The organism is Amycolatopsis sp. w19, assembly GCF_051373225.1.
In the GTDB taxonomy this organism is placed as follows: domain Bacteria; phylum Actinomycetota; class Actinomycetes; order Mycobacteriales; family Pseudonocardiaceae; genus Amycolatopsis; species Amycolatopsis japonica.
Map to the genome: position 1 here is coordinate 16,848 of NZ_JBPQFM010000009.1, position 19,143 is coordinate 35,990.

Here is a 19,143-nt window from a genome sequence, read left to right on the forward strand (position 1 = left end):
CCTTGCCACGGCGGTACGCACTCGGGCGTACGGCGCTTCACCTGGTCGCGACAACCCTAACGGTCGCCGCCGGGGGCGCTTTCGTCGCCGGACCCGTCGGTGGACTCGGTCACAGCGATGTCCTGTTCGGGCTCGGCTTCGGGCTCCGGTTCCACCGGGACCTCGTCGGCGTCCTCGCCCAGTTCCCGGGCGAGTTCCTCTTCGGCCTCTTCGTCGAGTGCTTCGTCTTCGAGCGCTTCGGCTTCGGGTTCCTCGACCGGTTCGACTTCTTCTTCGACTTCGGCGATCTCGGGTTCACCCGGCGGTGCGGGGGCCTCGTGCGGTCCGGCGAAGAACGCGACGAACCCGCCGGGGACGACGATCCAGCAGAAGGCGATCACGGACGCGACGCCGACCGGCACGCTGACCGGGTCGAACGGCCCGTCGCCAAGCCTTCCGCCGGAGACGGTCCCGAGGATGACGCAGCCGAACGCGACCAGCGCGCCCGCGACGGCGACCGCCCGCATCCGCAGCATCGGATCTTCGTCGATCGCGCGGATCCGCCAGCCGACCAGCGCACCGACCAGCGCGGGCAGGAGCAGCAACGCGGGCCACCAGACGGCGTGGTGCGACGGGATCCCCGCCAGCACCGGCACCCCGGGCACCTGTCCTTCCTGGTAGCCGAACATGCCGACGGTCAGCGAGCCGACCGAGAAACCGGGCCCGGTGGTGAACGACAGCGCGGCGACGACCGCGTTCGGCAGGTAGGCCACGGAGAGCACGAACAGGCCGAAGCTCGCACCGAAGCCCGGCTCGAACAGACTGTCCACAGTGGACCACGACAGCGCGGTGGCCGCGGTGAACACCACGGCACCGCAGGCGATGAGCGCGGCCAGGCCGAGTGCGCCCGCCCGCAGGCCGTGGACGGCCACGGGATCGAACCGGTCCCGGACCACGGCCGGAAGCCCGCAGACCTTGGCGACCCCAGCGACGGCGGCGAGCCCCGCGAGGAGGCCCGGCACGCAGAAAGCGGTCAGCGGGTTCACGTCGATCGGTGACCCACCGGCCGCCAGGGCGATCAGCACGCCGAACAGCGCGTGCGCCCCGGCGATCACCGTCACCACCGGGACGGCGTCCGCCGGGGTCCGGCCGCCGACACGGCGGGCGGCGCGCGCGGCCGCCCTCGCCACGAGCCAGCCGACGACGAGCGTCGGCAGCAGCGGCAGCACGCCGAGCGGATGACCGCCGAGGTCGAGTTCCACCTGCCACGAGGCGAGCCAGCCGGGGCCGGCGGCGAGCAGGGCACCGGTGGCGGAGAACCGGGTCCGGTCGGCGGCGAACGAGACCACCGCGAGCACGGCCGCGATGGCGGTAAAGGAGAAGAGCAGGGGCGCGCAGGCGGCGGCGAGCAACACACGAACCCGCTTCGCCCTGGAGACCTCCAGCTCGGGGACGAGGTCGCTCACCGGCTCTTCGCCCGGCGGGCGTTCGTCGCGGGTGAGCAGCTTCATGAACCGCACCATGACATCCGGACTGGGCCGTCCGGGTGAGGCACGCCGCCGCCGGTCGGGGCGCGTGGCCCAACCCACCCGGTCGGGTACCCCGGAAAAGAAAAACACCCGCTGTGACACGGAGAGTCACAGCGGGTGCTTTCGCGTTCGGTAGGTCAGCCCTGCTGGCCGAACCCACCGGGCGGCGTGCCCGGGTTCTGGCCCGACTCCGAGGACGAGGACGGCGGCTGCTGGAAGAACTGGCCCTGCTGCGGCGCGTACGTCGTGGCCTGCTGGCCCGGCGGCTGCGTCACCGGCGGCTGGAACCCGCCCGGCTGCGAAAACGGACCGGACTGCTCGCCCGGCTGCCCCTGCTGGCCCGCGCCGGGGAACGGCTGGACCTGCGTGGCGGCCGGGCCCTGCTGACCCTGCTGGCCGAACGGACCCTGCGGGCCCTGCTGCGGGAACTGCTGGCTGTACGGGGCCTGCGGCGCCTGCTGCTGCGGCTTCGCGGCGGGCAGCTTGATGACGTCGTGTTCGAAGAGCAGCGCGGCGACCGCGACCAGCATCTGCAGGATGCCGAGGATCAGCACCACGGTGAGGATGCCCGGGACCGAGACGTCCTCACGGCCGCTTCCGTAGCCGATGACCAGGTCCAGCGCGCCGAAGGCGCCGATGACGCTGAACAACGCGGCGAACGGCAGCGTCTTCGGGCCGCGCGGCAGCGCGTGCAGGGCCGCGAGCAGACCGCTGACCAGGAGGAAGACCGAGATCTGTCCGGCGGCGTCGGCCTCGTCGGAGAAACCGATGAAGAACTGCACCAGGCCGAGGACGGTGACGGCGAGCGCGAGCAGCAACGCCAGGTTCAGCGGGGCGGCCGGTGACGGCGCCTGCTGCTGCGGGAAGGCCCCCGAGGCGGGGTTGGGGTGTTGCTGGCCGCCACCCTGCTGGGGGTAGCCGGGCCCACCGCTGGGATAGGACATCCGAATGCTCTCCTGTCGTTCGACCGGCACCCCGGGGCGCGCGGGACTCCCGGGACAAACGAGGCGGCTGTGATGCTCGAACGCTAGCGCACACGCGGACACCCCACGCCTCGGGCTCTGAGACGTCTGTACACCTGATCTGGTTCCCGGCGGAACCCCTTCCCGACCGTCGGATCGCGTTTAGCCCGCGAAACGCAGGTCGGCCGCGGACGTGCGTTTCGCGGGCTAAACGCGATCCGGGGTGAAAGGAGGCGGGCCGGGCACCAGGTGGTGCCCGGCCCGCCGGGGAAAGCTCAGTCTCCGAAGGATCAGAGGCTGTTGTACAGCTCGCGCGCCAGGACGGCGGTCTCGCTCGGGGTCTTCCCGACCTTGACGCCGGCGGCCTCGAGGGCCTCCTTCTTCGCGGCCGCCGTGCCGGAGGAGCCGGAGACGATGGCGCCGGCGTGGCCCATGGTCTTGCCCTCGGGCGCGGTGAAGCCGGCGACGTAGCCGACGACCGGCTTCGTCACGTTGTCCTTGATGTAGGCCGCGGCGCGCTCTTCGGCGTCGCCGCCGATCTCGCCGATCATCACGATGACCTTGGTCTCGGGGTCGGCCTCGAACGCCTCGAGGGCGTCGATGTGCGTCGTGCCGATGACCGGGTCGCCGCCGATGCCGACACCGGTCGAGAAACCGATGTCACGCAGTTCGTACATCATCTGGTAGGTCAGCGTGCCCGACTTCGACACGAGACCGATCGGGCCCGCGCCGGTGATGTCGGCCGGGATGATGCCGGCGTTCGACTTGCCGGGGCTGATCACGCCGGGGCAGTTCGGCCCGATGATGCGGGTCTTGTTGCCGGTCGCGACGGCGTGCGCCCAGAAGTAGGCGGAGTCGTGCACCGGGATGCCCTCGGTGATCACCACGGCGAGCGGGATCTCGGCGTCGATCGCCTCGATGACCGCGTCCTTGGCGAACTTCGGCGGCACGAAGATGACCGAAACGTCGGCGCCGGTCTCCTTGATGGCCTCCTCGACCGTGCCGAACACGGTGAGGTCCTTGCCCTCGATGGAGACGGTCTGACCGGCCTTGCGGGCGTTGACGCCACCCACGATGTTCGTGCCGGACTTCAGCATCTTGGTCGCGTGCTTCATGCCCTCGGAGCCGGTGAGCCCCTGGACGATGACCTTGCTGTTCTCGTTGATGAAGATCGACATCTCACGCACCTGCCGCGGCGAGCTCGGCGGCCTTGTCGGCCGCGTTGTCCATTGTGTCCACCACGGTGACCAGCGGGTGGTTCGCGTCGGCAAGGATCTGACGTCCCTCGACGACGTTGTTGCCGTCCAGCCGCACGACGAGCGGCTTGGTGGCCTCGTCGCCCAGGATCTTCAGCGCCTCGACGATGCCGTTCGCGACCGCGTCGCAAGCGGTGATGCCACCGAAGACGTTGACGAAGACGCTCTTCACGTCGGTGTCGTTGAGGATGACGTCCAGACCGGCCGCCATGACCTCGGCCGAAGCGCCGCCGCCGATGTCGAGGAAGTTGGCGGGCTTCACGCCGCCGTGCTTCTCGCCCGCGTAGGCCACGACGTCCAGCGTGGACATCACGAGGCCCGCGCCGTTGCCGATGATGCCGACCTCGCCGTCGAGCTTGACGTAGTTGAGGTCCTTGGCCTTGGCCTTGGCCTCGAGCGGGTTCTCCGCGTCCTTGTCGACCAGGGCCTCGTGGCCCGGCTGACGGAACGAAGCGTTCTCGTCGAGGGTGACCTTGCCGTCGAGGGCGATGATCTTGTCCTGCGGGTCACGGACCAGCGGGTTGACCTCGACCAGGGTCGCGTCCTCGGAGACGAAGGTCTCCCAGAGCTTCACGACGACGTCGGCGGCCTCGTCGACGACCTTCTCCGGGAACTTGCCCGCGGTCAGGATCTCGACGGCCTTCGCCTTGTCGACACCGGCGATCGCGTCGACCGGGATCTTCGCGAGCGCTTCGGGACGCTCGACGGCCAGCTGCTCGATCTCCACGCCACCTTCGGCCGAAGCCATCGCGAGGAAGGTGCGGTTCGCACGGTCCAGCAGGAAGGAGAAGTAGTACTCCTCGGCGATGTCCGAGGCTTCGGCCACCAGCACGCGACGCGTGATGTGGCCCTTGATGTCGAGACCGAGGATCGCCTCGGCCTTTTCCGCGGCCTCGTCCGGCGTCTGGGCCAGCTTGACGCCGCCGGCCTTGCCGCGGCCGCCGGTCTTGACCTGCGCCTTGATGACGACCTGGTTGCCGATCTTCTCGGCGGTGGCCTTGGCTTCTTCGGGGGTGTTTGCCACGGCACCCGGCAGAACCGGTACTCCGTGGGCGGCGAAGAGATCCCTCGCCTGGTATTCGTAGAGGTCCACTACTCCAGTCTCCTGACGACACGCCACTGTGGTGGTCCGTTGCCGGACCGCGCTGTCGGACCAGTCGAGGTTAGCGACCTGCGCAGAAGCAGGGGACTCCGCACCTGGTGAAGTCGGTCACCGTACGCGGTCAGACGGTGTTTCCACGGTGTGAGACCGCACACCGGAGACCCAGTTCGCCGCGTCTTCCTGGCTTTCGAAGGCGTTGTCGAACCCGCTCGGGCCGTTACCGACCGCGAAGAGCAGCACGCCCGGAAGTGTTTCGGCGAGCCCTTCCGGTTCGCTCGCACCACGCAGGATCCCGAGGATGTCCGGATCCTCCTGTTCGACCGTCCGGACGAGTTGTTCGACGGTGTCGAGACGTCCGGCGTAGATGACCTCGACGCCTTCGTCGCGCAGCAACCTGCCGAGCGCGACCGCCGAACCTTCCTCGACACCGAACTCGGCCAGCACGACCCGAAGAAGTTGACGGGTCATCCGGCCCGCCGTGAACCCGCGACGGCCATTCCGGCCGCGACGAGGGTGACGACGGCGCCGCCCAGCGCGAGCCAGAATCCGACCCCCGCCGAGGAGCCCTCGTACTCCGAGCCGACGAGCGGCAGTTCCGCCGCGCGCAGGCCGAGCACCAGCGCGGCCCCGGCCAGTGCGGACGCCGCGGCGACCGGCCGTGAACGCGGGACGAGCGCGTACAGGCCGAGAACGACCGCCAGCGCGCCGAGCAGGCCCCACGACGCCGCGCCGAAGTTCGACCACAGTCCCGGGGCGGTGTAACCGGGCGCGCCGAACACCGGGGTGCCGAACGCGGCGATCGCCAGCACCGCGGCCGCGACGACCGGGGTGAGCACGGTCCCGCTCACGCGCGTTTCGTCCGTCTCTTCATCGGAGTCGTCGCGTTCCACGACACCGGTGATCACCGCGGCCAGCGCGGCGAGCGCGGCCAGCACGAGCGCGATGAAAGTCCAGGTGACCCCGGCGCCCGCCGAGTAGCCGACCTTGTCCGGCAACGGCACCGGCAGGTCGACCCCGAACAGCGCCGGGTCCACCGCCTTGTCCTCGGTCACGGACAAGGCCGCGCTCAGCACCGCGGCGCCCGCGAGGACAACGCCCGCCCACGTGGCCGCGACGACTCCCCTGGCGAACGCCGAGAGCCGCGGCACGAAGACGAACAGCGCGGGCACGGCGAGCACGACGGCGGCACCGAGCAGGAGCCAGCGCACCGGCGTCTCGGGGACCGGCGTCGGACCGTTGGCCTTCAGCACCGGGGCCAGCGCACCCGCGGCCGCGGCACCGGCCGCCAGCAACGCCAGGCCTCCGGTGGCGAGCCGCCACCAGAACAGCCCGGGCAGCCTGGCTTCGCCCGCCAGGTCACCGGTGACGGTCTCGTCCGCTTCCGCGACGTCGAACCGCGTGAAGGCCAGCCCGACCAGCGCCAGACCGGCGATGGTCACCACCACCGAACCCGGCGCGACCGAAAGCCGGTCCACGACCAGTCCCGCGACCACCGGCGGGACACCGACCGCGAGCGCCGCCAGCCCCGCGCCCGCGAAGCCGCCCTTGCCGACCCCTGCCGAGGGCGAACTCACGGCCACGAGCACCGTCAGCGGAAGCAAGGCCGCGAGCAGCAGGTACCCGGCCATCGCGACCGTCGGGCCCTCGAAGGCGTTCTTGGCCAGGAGGTACGCGTTGCCCGAACCGAACGGCGCGAGCAGCAGACCGACACCGCCCGCCACACCGAGCACGGGCCCGAGCAACCGCCAGCGGCGCCGTCCGTCGAGTTCACCCGCCAGTTCCGCCTCGTCGCGGGCGGTCCCGGCGGCGAAGGCCCCGGCCGCGAGGGTGAGCAGCTGCCCCGCCACCAGCGGCCACAGTCCCGGTCCGGCCTGCGGCATCGCGAGCAGCCTGTCGGCGAGGAACAGCTCCGGACGCGCGGCCAGGGAGCCGTCCGCGAGCAGCTGCAGATCCAGCAGCAGCCGCCCGGGCGCGAGCGCGGTGAGCCCGAGCACCAGGCCCGCCGTGAGCCCGGAGCGCCCGGAGACCAGTGCGTAGAGCACGGCCGCCGCGGGCGCCAAGGCCAGCACGACCAGCAAGGGAGCGGCGGTGAACCCGGCCGAACCTCCCCGGACGACGGGCATCAGCGCGCCGGCGGCCAGCGCGACCGCACCGGCCGACACCAGCCCCGCCGACAGCACGAGCGCTCGCGGGCGGGCGCCCGGTTCGCTCCGGAGAAGTTCGGCGGACGCGGTCCCGGGGACGGCTTGCCCGGTGGATTCGTCACCAGGGTGCCGTGAGCGCGAAGTCATCGACGGCGACGCTAGCAAGCCGGGTCCGGCCGGGCCCGGCAGCAGGGGGAACCAGCCTGGCCGATGGCCTCCCCCGCCGTGACTGGCTTGGCCTAGTCCGGGTAAGGATCCTTCAACACCGTCGGGCAACCGGTTATTTCCCTCGTTCGCCCCCTTTCCGGCCGCTCGGTACCCCCGAACGGCCCCTCGAACCTGTAACGCAAGTCACACGGTTGTGAGTAAACCTGGTTTAACTTTGGGTAATCCTCACTGGACAACGGCCAGATCTCCGTCGCCCGATCGGCCGAGAGCGCCGTCAGATCTTGCTGAGCGGGGTGCCGCTTCGTTACTGTCCCGGGGTCCCCATTACAGTCAGATCACGAATGAGAGCACCGAACGAACCACCCCCGAGGTCGTTCACCGGGATCCCCCGCCCGGGCTCTTGATCCGACTCCCCGAACACGGAAGGCCCCGTCTTGGCTTCACACCGCTCCCCCGGCGGCCAAGCTCCTTCCCCGGCGCTCGAGAACGCACTCGATGGTGCGGTCGTTCGCGTCCGGGGCTCGCACCGCCTGTCGCCCCCGTCCTCGGCCCTTCGCGGCCGTGTCGTGGTCGCGGCCGTCGCTGCCGGCGCCTTCGCGGCCGCCGCTGCCGGGCAGACCCTGAAGTCCGTTTCGGAATCCTCCGACGCCGCCGTCACCCCGCTGGCCAGCACCCAGGACGCGAGCGCCTCGTTCGCCCTCGGTGGCGGAGCCGGTGGTGGCGCCCCCGAACTGCTGCCGACGAGCCAGTCGACGAACGCCTCCGCCGAGGCCCAGAAGCTCTCGGACAACAACAGCATCACCCAGGCCCGTGTGAAGCGTGAGGCCGAAGCGGCCCGCAAGGCCGAAGAAGAGGCCAAGCGCCCCAAGACCTGCATGCCGACCAAGGGCACCTTCACCTCGGGCTTCGGCGCCCGGTGGGGCACGAGCCACCTCGGCATCGACCTCGCGGCCCCGATCGGCACGCCGATCGTCGCGGCCTCCGACGGCACGGTCATCGAAGCGGGCCCCGCCAGCGGTTTCGGCCTCTGGGTCAAGGTCCAGCTCGCCGACGGCACCGTCCACGTCTACGGCCACATGAACTCGTTCTCCGTCCGCGAAGGCCAGAAGGTCAAGTGCGGCGAGGAGATCGCCGAGGTCGGCAACCGCGGCCAGAGCACCGGCCCGCACCTGCACTTCGAGGTGTGGCAGAACGGCACGAAGAAGATCGACCCGCGCCCGTGGCTCGCCGCCCGTGGCGTGAGCGTCGGCTGATCGAGCCTCGCTCTTTCCCGCATCACCTTTCCTCACCACACCGGTGATCCCGTCCGTGACGAGGGCGCGCCGGGCAATGACGCTCAGGCGCGCCTTCAGGACCTCCGCTTCCCCCTTAGAGGGCATCACGAAGCGTCGTAGGTCCTCCGGGACGAAGCCCAGGTGATTTTCCGGGCTCTCAAAGCCCTCAGGCGACGCCGTCCGGCAGCTTCCGGACGAAGTACCCCACGGCGATCTGCCAGACCGTGCAGAGACCGGCCGGGCGCCGTTCGATCGGCCGCCATCCGGCGAAAAGTCTCCGGGAACGTGTGCGGTACCCGGCTGGCCGCGGCCCGAACAGCCATCGCCGCGCGTGCCCGCATACGACACACCGTCCGGCCCCGTCCGGTTCGTGTGTCCGCAGTAACGCGCGCCAGGCCGCGACCAGCCTGAGCACTTCCGGCGGTTCCGGACCCCGATCCGGTCCCGCCCCTTTTTCAACACCCCGCAAGTACTCGAGTACCCCACTCGAAAGAACCTGAAACAGCACCCCGTCCACACCGTGCGCCCCCTCCTCGGTTCGGGGCGCACCGGCTTGTCCAGCATACCCCAGAGCATCGAACTCGTGTTCGATGACACAGGTATACGGGAAGGGTCCGACAGTTTTCGGACGCGCGGGGAAAACCGCAGGTCAGGGCTAGAGTTTGACCATCGGGACGCTGCCGATCAGCATCAGGCGGACCTTGCCGGCGGCACCGAAATCGATCGTCGCCGTGGCACGCGGGCCCGCGCCGTCGCAGGCGACGACCGTCCCGAGCCCGTACTTGTCGTGGCTGACCCTGTCGCCGACGTCGAGCTTGAGCGCGACGGTGTCCTTCCAGCCCTTGCCGAACGGACTCGTGCTCGCCGTCCGCGACGACGCGCCGCCGCCACCGCCTCGGCTGCCCCAGGTCGTCGCGGCCCGCGGCGATCCGCCCGACGAACCGAAACCACCGGAGGAAGAGGAAGGCGCGAGCCTGCGCCAATCCACCAGATCGGCGGGAAGCTCGTCGAGGAACCGCGAAGCCGGGTTCATCTGCGGCTGGCCCCAGGCCGAGCGCACCATCGAACGGGAGACGTACAGCCGCTTCCTCGCCCGCGTGATCGCGACGTAGGCGAGCCGGCGTTCTTCGGCCAGCTCCGTCGGGTCACCGAGCGCGCGCATATGCGGGAAGATCCCGTCTTCCCAGCCCGTTCCGAAGACGACCGGGTACTCCAGGCCCTTCGCGGTGTGCACGGTCATCAACGTGACCACGCCCGCGTCGTGCCCGTCGCCGTCATCGCCGCCGTCGGGCGACGGGACCGAATCCGCGTCGGCCACCAGCGAAACCCGCTCCAGGAACGCGGGCAGCGAGCCCGGCTCCGGTACACCCGGGTCCGCCTCCGGCAGCTCGCCGTCCGGACCGGCGACCTCGGCGGTGAATTCGGTGAACTCCCGCGCGACGGTGACGAGTTCCGTCAGGTTCTCCACCCGCGACGCGTCCTGCGGGTCGTCGGACTCCTCGAGTTCCGCGCGGTAGCCCGTGCGTTCCAGGACCGCTTCGAGGATGTCGGCGACTTCGGCGCCGCTCTCCACGACCTCGCCGAGCTCGTCCATCAACTCGACGAAACCGGTGATCGCCTTGGCGGAACGCGGGTTCAGCAGCGGCACCTCACCGCTGACGGCACCGCGCAGCGCCTGCGCGAACGAGATGCGCTCACGCTCGGCGTACGTCGCGATGACGGCTTCGGCGCGATCCCCGATGCCGCGTTTGGGGACGTTGAGGATGCGGCGCAGGCTGACCGTGTCCTCCGGGTTCGCCAGCACCCTCAGGTACGCGAGCATGTCGCGGACCTCGCGCCGCTCGTAGAACCGCACCCCGCCGACGACCTTGTACGGCAGGCCGAGGCGGATGAAGATCTCTTCGAAGACACGGGACTGGTTGTTGGTGCGGTAGAAGACCGCGACATCGGAGTAGTCCGCTTCGCCCTTGTCCGCCAGCGCGTCGATCTCGCCCGCGACGAACGCCGCCTCGTCGTGCTCGTTGTCCGCGACGTAGCCGACGATCTTCTCGCCGTCACCGGAATCGGTCCACAGCCGCTTCGCGCGCCTGTTCGGGTTTCGCGCGATGACCGCGTTCGCCGCGTTCAGGATCGTCTGGGTCGAGCGGTAGTTCTGCTCCAGCAACACGGTCCGCGCGTTCGGGAAGTCGCGTTCGAATTCCTCGATGTTGCGGATCGTCGCCCCGCGGAAGGCGTAGATCGACTGGTCCGCGTCACCGACGACGCACAGCTCGGCGGGCTCGATCCCGGCCTCGTTCGCCTCGGTACCGACCAGTTCGCGGACCAGCGTGTACTGCGCGTGGTTCGTGTCCTGATACTCGTCGACGAGTACGTGCCGGAAGCGCCGCCGGTAGTACTCGGCGACGTCCGGGAAGGTCTGCAGGAGTTCGACCGTCCGCATGATGAGGTCGTCGAAGTCGAACGCGTTGGCCTGGTTCAGCCGCCGCTGGTACTCGACGTACACCTCGGCGACGCGGCGTTCGAGGTCGTTGCCCGCGTCGGCGACCGCCGTCTCCGGATCGATCAGTTCGTTCTTGAGGTTCGAGATGTGCACGGCCAGCGTGCGCGCCGCGTACCGCTTCGGGTCGATGTCGAGATCGCGGGCGACGAGGGTGATGAGCCGCTTCGTGTCGTCCGAGTCGTAGATGGAGAAACTCGACGACATCTCCAGCGTTTTGGCCTCACGGCGCAGGATCCGCACGCACATGGAGTGGAACGTCGACACCCACATGGCGTTCGCGCGGCGGCCGACGAGGTCGCTCACCCGCTCCCGCATCTCCGCGGCCGCCTTGTTGGTGAACGTGATCGCCATGATCTGGCCGGGGTGGACGTCCCGTTCGGCCAGCAGGTACGCGATCCGGCGGGTCAGCACCCGGGTCTTGCCCGAACCCGCGCCCGCGACGACCAGCAGCGGCGAGCCCGCGTGGGTCACGGCTTCGCGCTGTGCCGGGTTCAGGTCGTCGAGCAGATCCGAGTGCCGGGGCTTGGCCGGACCGTCCGCTGGGAGATCGAAGAGGGTGTTCATCGCCGGTCCACGCTACAGCGCCGGGCGTAGGCGGTGTTGCCGCCTGCCGTCCGACGCGCGGACGGTGTTCGCGGCGGAGGATCGGATGCCATGGACACCAACGGGATTCCCTCCAGGCTCAGGGCAGCCGACGCCGACCGCGAGCGGGTCGCCACCCGCATCCAGGCCGCCGGCGGTGAAGGCCGTCTCACTCTCGAAGAGGTGGAAGACCGGTTGAGCGCTGTGTATTCCGCCAAATACACGGACGACCTCGCCGCGCTCACCTCGGATCTGCCGAAACCCGCCCCGAAGCGGCGCCCGGTCGTCTTCGCGCATCCGGCGGTGCGGATCCACTTCGCGATCGCCGTCGTGCTTTCGGTGCTGTCGATCCTCCGTTGGGTTTCTTCCGGAGTGCCGTTCTTCTGGCCGGCAATGCCGATGTTCTGGCTGGCCATGAGCGTTCTCGTGCACGCCCGCGTCCGCGGAGCGCGGGGCCGCTTCAAGCCGGAGGACGGTATCGCTGTGGCATAATGACCGGCATGCGGCACCACGCGACGCGATTTTTTTACGGGACCCGGACTCCGGCTCCCGTGATCGCATAGTGCCGCCAATGCCATCACCCGAAGCCCCGGAGTCCACGGACCCCGGGGCTTTACGCTGTTCCGGGGGCCAGCAGGGAATCCGGACCGAAGAAAGGTCCCGATGAACACCACAGAGAAGCCGGACGCCGAAGAACCCATCGCCACGGCCGAAGAGATCGGCGAGCTCCGCAAGGAGATCGACTTCCTCGACGGCGAGATCCTGCGGCTGGTCAAACGCCGCGTCGAAGTCTCCAAGACGATCGGTGCGGCCAGGATGGCCGCGGGCGGCACCAGGATCGTCTACAACCGCGAGATGGACGTGCTCGCGCGCTACCGCGAACTCGGGCCGGAGGGTCGGCAGCTGGCGATGGCGCTGCTCAACCTGGGGCGGGGCAGGCTGGGGCGGTAGGTGGTAGCAAAGGTCCCTTGCTCCCCCACGACGCACCCGGATCGCGTTTAGCCCGCTAAACGCGGTCCGGCCACGTCACGATCCTGCGGCGTGAGGCGGAACTCAGGGTGTTCCCCGAGCCACGACGGCGCGGGACCAGGCAAACTGGACACATGATTAACCTCATCGCCGTGATCATCGCGATCGCCGGTGTCCTCGCGGCATTGGGCCATGTCGGTTATCTCGCCATGCTGAACAACGCGGCGGGTAAGCGCGCCGGCGGCACTCCCGTCGCCCAGTACGTCAAGACGCGTTGGCCGATCGCAGCGGGTACCACCGCGGCTTCGCTTTTCGCCTGGCTGCTCACGAGTGGGGGAACGACGCTCGACGTCATCGCGATTCTGCTTGCAGCGGGTAGCGGGATCACCGCCACGAAAGCCCTGCAATCGACCCAGCAGAAGTACCGCAGCGGCAACTGAGCGACCCCACCAGCGCCGATAGCACAGCGTTACGTCACCGAGGCCCGTTCGGCCGCGCCCGACCGAGTGAAACATCTGCAACTTGCAGAGTGGGTGAAGACTTGCGGGTGTCGAACTTTTAGTGTGGACCTCGTGAGGACCCTTGCGTCTGGGTCGGGCGATGCCCGTATGGCGCGCGGGGGCGATGGCCCCGCGCGCCCCGAGTCGTATGCGCGTGCATTTGCTCACGAGACTGCCCGGGAGTCTGCAAGCGAGGGATCCCGTGAAACCGCTGCTCCGTTCGGCTTAACCGGTGTCACATCGCCGTCAGGGCGGGCCTGTGAGGGGGTCGCTCGGACATGAACGGCTGGGCGGAACACCAGGGACGCAACGGCACCACACAGACAGGTCGTCACCGGGCGGGCGGCACCGAGAGCTGGACCCCACCCGTGCCGCCGAGGCGGCAGCGCCCGACCGGGCACGGGCATCACGCGCACCGCGAGTTCGCCCCGCCTTCCACCGGTTCCCTTCCCTTGCCGCCACCGCGGAACAGGAGGGCGCCGAGCCCCGGCTATGCCCCATCGAGCGGCCTGCTGCCGCTCCCCCAGCCCGCTCGCGAGGTTCCCGTGGAGCGCCCAGCCCGCGTCGAGGTCTCGTTGACCGAACCAGCCATGACGCCCGTCGAGGAGCGACGTGCGAAGGCCGCCCAGCGCACGAAGGTGACGCTGACCGCCCCCTCCCCCCGTCGTCCCGAGCCCGCGGAGATCGACGACAGCGACGTCCGTGTCTACGTCGCCCCGCCCGTCGACGGCCTGAGCACCTTCGACCTCGGCTCGGTGCCCGCCTCGGTGACCCCGCCCAAGACCTGGCGCAAGGCCGCCTGGTTCGCGGCGGCGGCGTCCGCGCTGGTCGTGGTCGGCCTGCTCTTCGCCGGTTCGTTCCTGGTCGGCAAACCCCTCCCGGAGCAGCAGAGCCAGGGCGGCTGGCCCGGATACCGCGGCGGAAGCCCGCTGACCCAGGACGGTCTCGCCGGCAATCCGGCCACCCCGCCCCAGGGTGGCGCGGCGGGCAACCCGTCCGAATCCGAGACCGACTCCTCCACAAAAGACGACCGGAGTTCCAGCAACTCCGGCACCTCGTCGGACAGTGCCGACACCGGCACCGGCTCGTCGCGGCCCGACTCGGGCGCACCGGCCACGTCCGGATCCGCGCCGTCGTCGAGCGACCGGCCGCAGAAACCGCCGGTCGTGCCCGCCGACCGCACCACCACGACGGCCGCTTGGTACGCGTCGCAGCCGGACGCGCAGGCGATGGGCGACAACACCGAGATCTTCCTCAACTCCGTCACCACCGACCCCCAAGAGGCGTCCTCGGTGACCTCCGGCAGCCTGGGCGAAGAAGGCGCTCAGGGCCTCCGGGAGCGCTACGCCGATGTCGCCTACTTCGAGGTGAAGAAGGTCAGCATCGACCAGCGCCGCGGCGTCACGGTCAACACCGTCGAAGTCACTCACAAAGACGGTACGAAGACCATGGAGCAGCGCACGTTCACCTTCGGTGACGACGAAAAGATCATCGACGACGGCATGTAGGCGACCGCGCACGTGCAAGTGTCCTGTTCCTCTGCACGTGCGGTGCGTTGAGCGGTCATCCCTGGTCCGGGTGGGTGACCTATGCTGCCGTTCGTCGTATCGCGACGGCATTCCGGCGATAGAGCCTGGCCGTGCACCGTCCGCACAGGGTTACCTGACGACTGCAGGGTCCGCACCGTTCAGAAGACGGCCGCGCGGACCAAAGGCACCGGCCGAACGGCCCAGTGCCTGCCCCGGACCAGAGCGAGGAATTTCGTGCTTGATCGACAGCGCATACGGCGTGAGGACGCCGTACGTGTCGAGGACGTCATCCCGGAAGAGATCCTGAACGACACCCGCGTCGACCGCGAGTATCTCGAGCAGGTCTTCCGCGAGCCGCAGAAGTTCGTACCCGCGCGCACCCGTGAAGAGCCCGCGCCCCGGCCCGAGCCCGAAGAGGACGAGCCGGAGAGCCGCGCCGCCCGGCGGGCCAAACTGGCCGGGCTGGTCGCCGCCGGACTGCTGGTCGCGGGCGCCGTCGTCACCGCTGGCGTGCTCGCGGGCACCCAGCGGGAAGGCACGGTGCCGGGCGCCGCCGCACCCGAGACGATGAGCGGGGCCGCCGCGCTCGGCGGGCTCGCCGTCCCGGACTCCACGGAGCCGCAGCGGAAGCAGGAGACGCCGACGACGTCGGGCACCAGCTCGAAGGCCCAGCCGTCTTCGGGAACCGGTTCGGGCTCGCTCCCCCGGCAGAGTTCCCCGGCGGGCAGCACGAGTTCTCAGCCGGCCACCAAACCGGCCGCGGTCAGTACGGTCGAGGGCAAGATCGAGGCGGTCCGGACGTTCTACCGGACCGTCGACGCCGATCCCTACGGCGCGATGTCGCTGATCACGCCGGTGCTGGCCGAGTCCGAAGCCGGCAGGCTGATCGAGGCCTGGAGCTCGATGGACGCCATCCAGATCCAGGACATCCGCGAACAGGCCGACGGCACCATCCTCGCCGTGGTGACCATGCGCAACCCGGACGGCGGCCTGCTCCGGGTCACCCAGGTACTGGAATTCGCCGACGAGACGACCGGCCTGATCACCGACGCGCGACTGCTGTCCGCGCAGCACATGTGACGAACACCCCGCGTGTAACAGCCCTCCACCCAGGGCGATCAGAGTGTGCCGCGTGTGTGTGCGCAGAGTGAGCGCCTAGCCTTGTCACGAGTCGGTCTCGGAAAAGCCGGCACACAGACCACTACATGTGCATACGCTCCAACGCTGTGGCGTGCTGAAGGCCGCACCGCGTGCGCGGACGACTCCGCGACGTGAAGACGGAGCCCAAAGGGAGGTCGCGTGAGCGACGAGGGTCGCCTGGTCGCCGGTCGATATCGCATCGCCGGGCGGATCGGCACGGGCGCGATGGGGGCCGTGTGGCAAGCGCACGACGAGGTACTCGGCCGCACGGTGGCGATCAAACAGTTGCTGCTGCAACCGGGGCTTGAGGCTCACGACGCCGAAGACGCCCGCCAGCGCACGATGCGTGAAGGACGGATCGCCGCGCGACTGCACCACCCGAACGCCATCTCGGTGTTCGACGTCGTCACCGACGACAACGGCCAGCCCTGCCTGATCATGGAGTACCTGAACTCCACGAGCCTCGCCCAGGTGCTGCAGGAGGAGCGGACGCTGCCGCCGACCGAGGTCGCGCGGATCGGCGCGCAGGTCGCGGCGGCACTGACCGAGGCGCACGCGGTCGGCATCGTGCACCGCGACATCAAGCCCGGCAACATCCTGCTGGCGCCCAACGGCACCGTGAAGATCACCGACTTCGGCATCTCGCGGGCCAAGGACGACGTCACGGTCACGAAGACCGGGATGATCGCCGGAACCCCCGCCTACCTGGCGCCCGAGGTGGCCATCGGCGGCGACCCCGGCCCGGAGTCGGACGTCTTCTCGCTCGGCTCGACGCTCTACGCGGCTTGCGAAGGCCAGCCGCCGTTCGGCCTGAGCGAGAACACGCTGAGCCTCCTGCACGCCGTCGCGGCCGGGCAGATCATCCCGCCGCGTCAGTCCGGCCCGCTCGCCAGCGTGCTGGCCGTGCTGCTGCACCCGGAGGTGCGGCACCGGCCCACCGCCGAAGAGTGCGAAGAGCTTCTCGCCGCCGTCGCGCGGGGTGAAACGCCGCTGGGCGGTCCCGCCGACGAAACCGTGCTCGCCGCGCCGATCGCGGGCGCGCTCGCCGGTGGCGGCGTGACCCAGGCGCTCGACAGCGAGGCCGCCGGTCACTCGGGTTCGCTCCTCGACGATCAGGCCGCGGCCGGTTCGTACTACGACGACGAGGACGACTACCACCAGCCGCCCGCGTCGGGATACCCGGAAGACGACTACGACGGGTACGACAACTACGACGAGACGGCGTTGCTGTCCGAACGCGGCCAGCCCGGCGGCGGCCCCGCGCCCACGCGCGCCGTCCCGATCCCCGCGGGCGGCTACGACGACGATCCCTACGACGACGATTACGACGACCCGCCCCCGCCGCCGCCCACCCGCGCGCAGACCAGCCCGGTGGACGAGGACGACGAGAAGCCGGGTGCGTGGAAGAAGCCCGCGATCATCGGCGGTGTCGTGGTCGTGGCGCTGGCCGCGCTGGGCTTCTGGCTGCTGAGCCCGAACAACCCGGAGACGCCCGCGCAGGTGGGGAACTCGTCGACGAAGCCGACTCCTTCGGCGACGTCTTCGGCTCCGGAGACGACGGAAACGCCGACGGAGACGGAGTCGGCCGAGCCGCCCAAGGAGACGACTTCGTCGAAGAAGACGTCGAGCAAGGCGACGCAGACGCAGGAGCCGGACCCGCCGTCGCCGACGAAGACCCCGACCAAGACGACACCGACGAAGACAACGACTCCGACTACACCGACGACTCAGTCGAACACCGAGACACCGACATCGACCCCGCAAAACTCGTGACCGAGGCTGCAATTGAGTTCTGAAGGTTCCATCGTCGGCGGCCGATACCGCCTCGACCAGCCCATCGGGCGTGGCCGGGCGGGCATCGTGTGGCTGGCGTTCGACACCCGTCTGCTGCGCACGGTCGCGATGAAGCGCATGTATCTGCCCGTCGGCCTGCCGCCGGACCGGGCGGAGCAGGCCAAGGCCGTCGTCGTCCAAGAGGGCAAGGACGCGGCCAAGTTCGAGCACGCCACCGCCATCAAGGTGTACGACGTGCTGCCCGACGGGCCGGACGTGTGGCTGGTGATGGAGTACATCCCGTCCCGCGGGATGGCGACCTTCCTCGCCGAACACGGCAGGCTGACCGCGGAACAGGCGGCCGGGCTGGGCATCGTGCTCGGCCGCGCGCTGGCCGCGATGCACGAGGCCGGGGTGGTGCACCGGACGGTCGAGCCGGGCACGGTCCTGCTGGCCGACGACGGCGGTGTGAAGCTCACCGACATCGGCATCACCGGTGGCGGCCCGAGCCCGGCGTACCGCGCGCCCGAGGTGGCCCGCGGCGAACCGGCGACTTCGGCGTCCGACGTGTTCTCGCTGGGCGCGACCCTGTACACGGCCGTCGAGGGGGTGCCGCCGTTCGGTGAGGACGGCGAGTCCTCGGAACGGCCGCCGCAGACCGCCGGGCCGCTGGCCGGCGCGTTGCGCAAGATGCTGCGGGCGGAGCCGGACGCGCGGCCGACGATGGCCGACACCGTCCGCTCGCTGAACGCGATCACGGAAGGGCGGCAGACGGCGTTCATCCCGCCGACCGCCCCCGCGATGCCGACGGTCCCGGCCTCGATGCCGATCCCGACGCAGCAGCCGTCGCAGCAGCCGGTTCCGCAGTTCCCCCAGCACCAGCCGCAGCAGTATCAGCCGCCGCAGCCGCAGTACGCGCCGCCGACGCAGCAGTACGCTCCCGCTCCCGCCGCGCCGGCGGCCGCGAAGTCGCCGGACACCCGGAAGCTGCTGATCACGGTCGGCGCCGTCGTGGCGGCGATCCTGATCGGCGTGCTGTTCGCGGAGCTGTTCCTGATTTAGAGCCGCTCGCGGACCAACGTCGCCAGTTCGACGGGGCGGCTGAGGTACGGGCTGTGGCTCGCGCGCCAGGTCACCGTCGTGTCGCACCGGGCGGCGAAGTGGACGACCATTTCCGGGACGAGCGCCCGGTCTTCGGTGCAGGTGACGTACGTGGTCGGGGTGTCCTTCCACGCCGAGCCTTCCGGCGACTCGTCGAAGATCGTGACGGGTTCCGGGCGCAGCAACTCCGTGGCGCGCTCGGCGACGGCGTCCGTGCAGTCGGCGTACATGGCCTCGCGGACGGCGGCGAGGTCGAGATGGGTCCAGCCTTCCTCGTCGAAGATCAAGGGCAGCTGCTGGGGTTCGCGGCCGGTTTCCTCTCTGGTCCGCTCGATCCAGTACTGCGCGGTTTCACCCGGCTCGCTGACGATCGCGGCCAGGTAGATCAGGTGTGCGGTCCCCTGAAGCCCGCTGGCCGTCAGGCCGCCGAAGGAATGCGCGAGCACCACCGGCGGCTCGGCCGCCTTGTCGACGATTTCCTGGACGGTCCGGGTGGTTTCGGCGATCGGGCGGCCGCCGAGGTCGGGGACGGTGACCTCGACGCCGTCCCGGCGAAGGCGTTCGACGAGGTCGTCGAAATGGGCGGGCTGGTGCCATGAGCCGTGCAGGACGATCAGGGGACGCACGGAAGTCCT

Annotated in this window: 17 protein-coding genes; 8 read left to right on the forward strand and 9 right to left on the reverse strand. The window is 70.0% G+C overall.

Annotated elements, in window-relative coordinates; translation table 11 throughout:
• Positions 1-56 precede the first annotated feature (56 nt).
• The 6 genes from ACSMFO_RS19185 to ACSMFO_RS19210 all read right to left on the reverse strand — a co-directional run bounded on the left by ACSMFO_RS19185 (position 57) and on the right by ACSMFO_RS19210 (position 7,119).
• The gene (locus ACSMFO_RS19185; RefSeq protein ID WP_436459948.1) at positions 57-1,502 is read right to left on the reverse strand and encodes a cell division protein PerM; all 1,446 of its coding nucleotides are present in this window, start codon (positions 1,500-1,502) and stop codon (positions 57-59) included.
• A gap of 143 nt (positions 1,503-1,645) precedes the next feature.
• Complete coding sequence (locus tag ACSMFO_RS19190; protein WP_436459949.1) at positions 1,646-2,452, reverse strand: DUF5336 domain-containing protein; 807 nt, start codon at positions 2,450-2,452, stop codon at positions 1,646-1,648.
• Positions 2,453-2,760: 308 nt separating this feature from the next.
• Complete coding sequence (gene sucD, locus ACSMFO_RS19195) at positions 2,761-3,648, reverse strand: succinate--CoA ligase subunit alpha (RefSeq protein ID WP_005165134.1); 888 nt, start codon at positions 3,646-3,648, stop codon at positions 2,761-2,763.
• Between the two features lies 1 nt (position 3,649).
• The gene (sucC, locus tag ACSMFO_RS19200) at positions 3,650-4,819 is read right to left on the reverse strand and encodes an ADP-forming succinate--CoA ligase subunit beta (protein ID WP_016331197.1); all 1,170 of its coding nucleotides are present in this window, start codon (positions 4,817-4,819) and stop codon (positions 3,650-3,652) included.
• 117 nt (positions 4,820-4,936) lie between these two features.
• Positions 4,937-5,296 (reverse strand): hypothetical protein, encoded by a 360-nt coding sequence (locus tag ACSMFO_RS19205; RefSeq protein ID WP_436459951.1) that lies wholly within the window; start codon positions 5,294-5,296, stop codon positions 4,937-4,939.
• Positions 5,293-7,119 carry a hypothetical protein gene (locus tag ACSMFO_RS19210; protein WP_436459953.1) on the reverse strand — a complete coding sequence of 609 codons (1,827 nt, stop codon included), beginning with the start codon at positions 7,117-7,119 and terminating at the stop codon, positions 5,293-5,295. Before ACSMFO_RS19210 ends, ACSMFO_RS19205 begins: the two co-directional genes overlap by 4 nt.
• Positions 7,120-7,706: 587 nt before the next feature.
• Here ACSMFO_RS19210 and ACSMFO_RS19215 point away from each other — a divergent pair.
• Positions 7,707-8,393 carry a M23 family metallopeptidase gene (locus ACSMFO_RS19215; RefSeq protein ID WP_038519612.1) on the forward strand — a complete coding sequence of 229 codons (687 nt, stop codon included), beginning with the start codon at positions 7,707-7,709 and terminating at the stop codon, positions 8,391-8,393.
• 187 nt (positions 8,394-8,580) lie between these two features.
• Here ACSMFO_RS19215 and ACSMFO_RS19220 read toward each other — a convergent pair whose 3' ends face one another.
• Positions 8,581-8,829, reverse strand: coding sequence for a hypothetical protein (locus ACSMFO_RS19220; RefSeq protein ID WP_360129013.1), 249 nt, complete (start codon positions 8,827-8,829; stop codon positions 8,581-8,583).
• A gap of 240 nt (positions 8,830-9,069) precedes the next feature.
• Entirely contained in the window at positions 9,070-11,478 is a 2,409-nt protein-coding gene (gene pcrA, locus ACSMFO_RS19225; RefSeq protein WP_436459955.1) for a DNA helicase PcrA, read from the reverse strand.
• Positions 11,479-11,568: 90 nt separating this feature from the next.
• Between pcrA and ACSMFO_RS19230 the strand changes: the two genes are divergently transcribed.
• From ACSMFO_RS19230 to ACSMFO_RS19260, 7 genes are all read left to right on the forward strand, one after another.
• Positions 11,569-11,988 carry a DUF1707 SHOCT-like domain-containing protein gene (locus ACSMFO_RS19230; protein WP_436459956.1) on the forward strand — a complete coding sequence of 140 codons (420 nt, stop codon included), beginning with the start codon at positions 11,569-11,571 and terminating at the stop codon, positions 11,986-11,988.
• A 171-nt stretch (positions 11,989-12,159) separates the two neighbouring features.
• On the forward strand, positions 12,160-12,447 hold the full coding sequence (locus tag ACSMFO_RS19235) for a chorismate mutase (RefSeq protein WP_038519624.1): 288 nt from the start codon (positions 12,160-12,162) through the stop codon (positions 12,445-12,447).
• A 152-nt stretch (positions 12,448-12,599) separates the two neighbouring features.
• On the forward strand, positions 12,600-12,905 hold the full coding sequence (locus tag ACSMFO_RS19240; protein ID WP_038519627.1) for a hypothetical protein: 306 nt from the start codon (positions 12,600-12,602) through the stop codon (positions 12,903-12,905).
• A 338-nt stretch (positions 12,906-13,243) separates the two neighbouring features.
• On the forward strand, positions 13,244-14,473 hold the full coding sequence (locus ACSMFO_RS19245; protein ID WP_436459959.1) for a hypothetical protein: 1,230 nt from the start codon (positions 13,244-13,246) through the stop codon (positions 14,471-14,473).
• A gap of 255 nt (positions 14,474-14,728) precedes the next feature.
• Complete coding sequence (locus ACSMFO_RS19250; protein WP_395868020.1) at positions 14,729-15,574, forward strand: hypothetical protein; 846 nt, start codon at positions 14,729-14,731, stop codon at positions 15,572-15,574.
• A gap of 219 nt (positions 15,575-15,793) precedes the next feature.
• Positions 15,794-17,407: a serine/threonine-protein kinase gene (locus tag ACSMFO_RS19255; RefSeq protein WP_436459961.1), complete on the forward strand. Its 1,614-nt coding sequence runs from the start codon at positions 15,794-15,796 to the stop codon at positions 17,405-17,407.
• A gap of 12 nt (positions 17,408-17,419) precedes the next feature.
• Complete coding sequence (locus ACSMFO_RS19260; RefSeq protein ID WP_436459963.1) at positions 17,420-18,469, forward strand: serine/threonine-protein kinase; 1,050 nt, start codon at positions 17,420-17,422, stop codon at positions 18,467-18,469.
• On the opposite strand, the gene ACSMFO_RS19265 is transcribed toward ACSMFO_RS19260, so the two are convergent.
• Entirely contained in the window at positions 18,466-19,134 is a 669-nt protein-coding gene (locus tag ACSMFO_RS19265; protein ID WP_038519642.1) for an alpha/beta hydrolase, read from the reverse strand. The genes ACSMFO_RS19260 and ACSMFO_RS19265 overlap by 4 nt on opposite strands.
• Positions 19,135-19,143 lie beyond the last annotated feature (9 nt).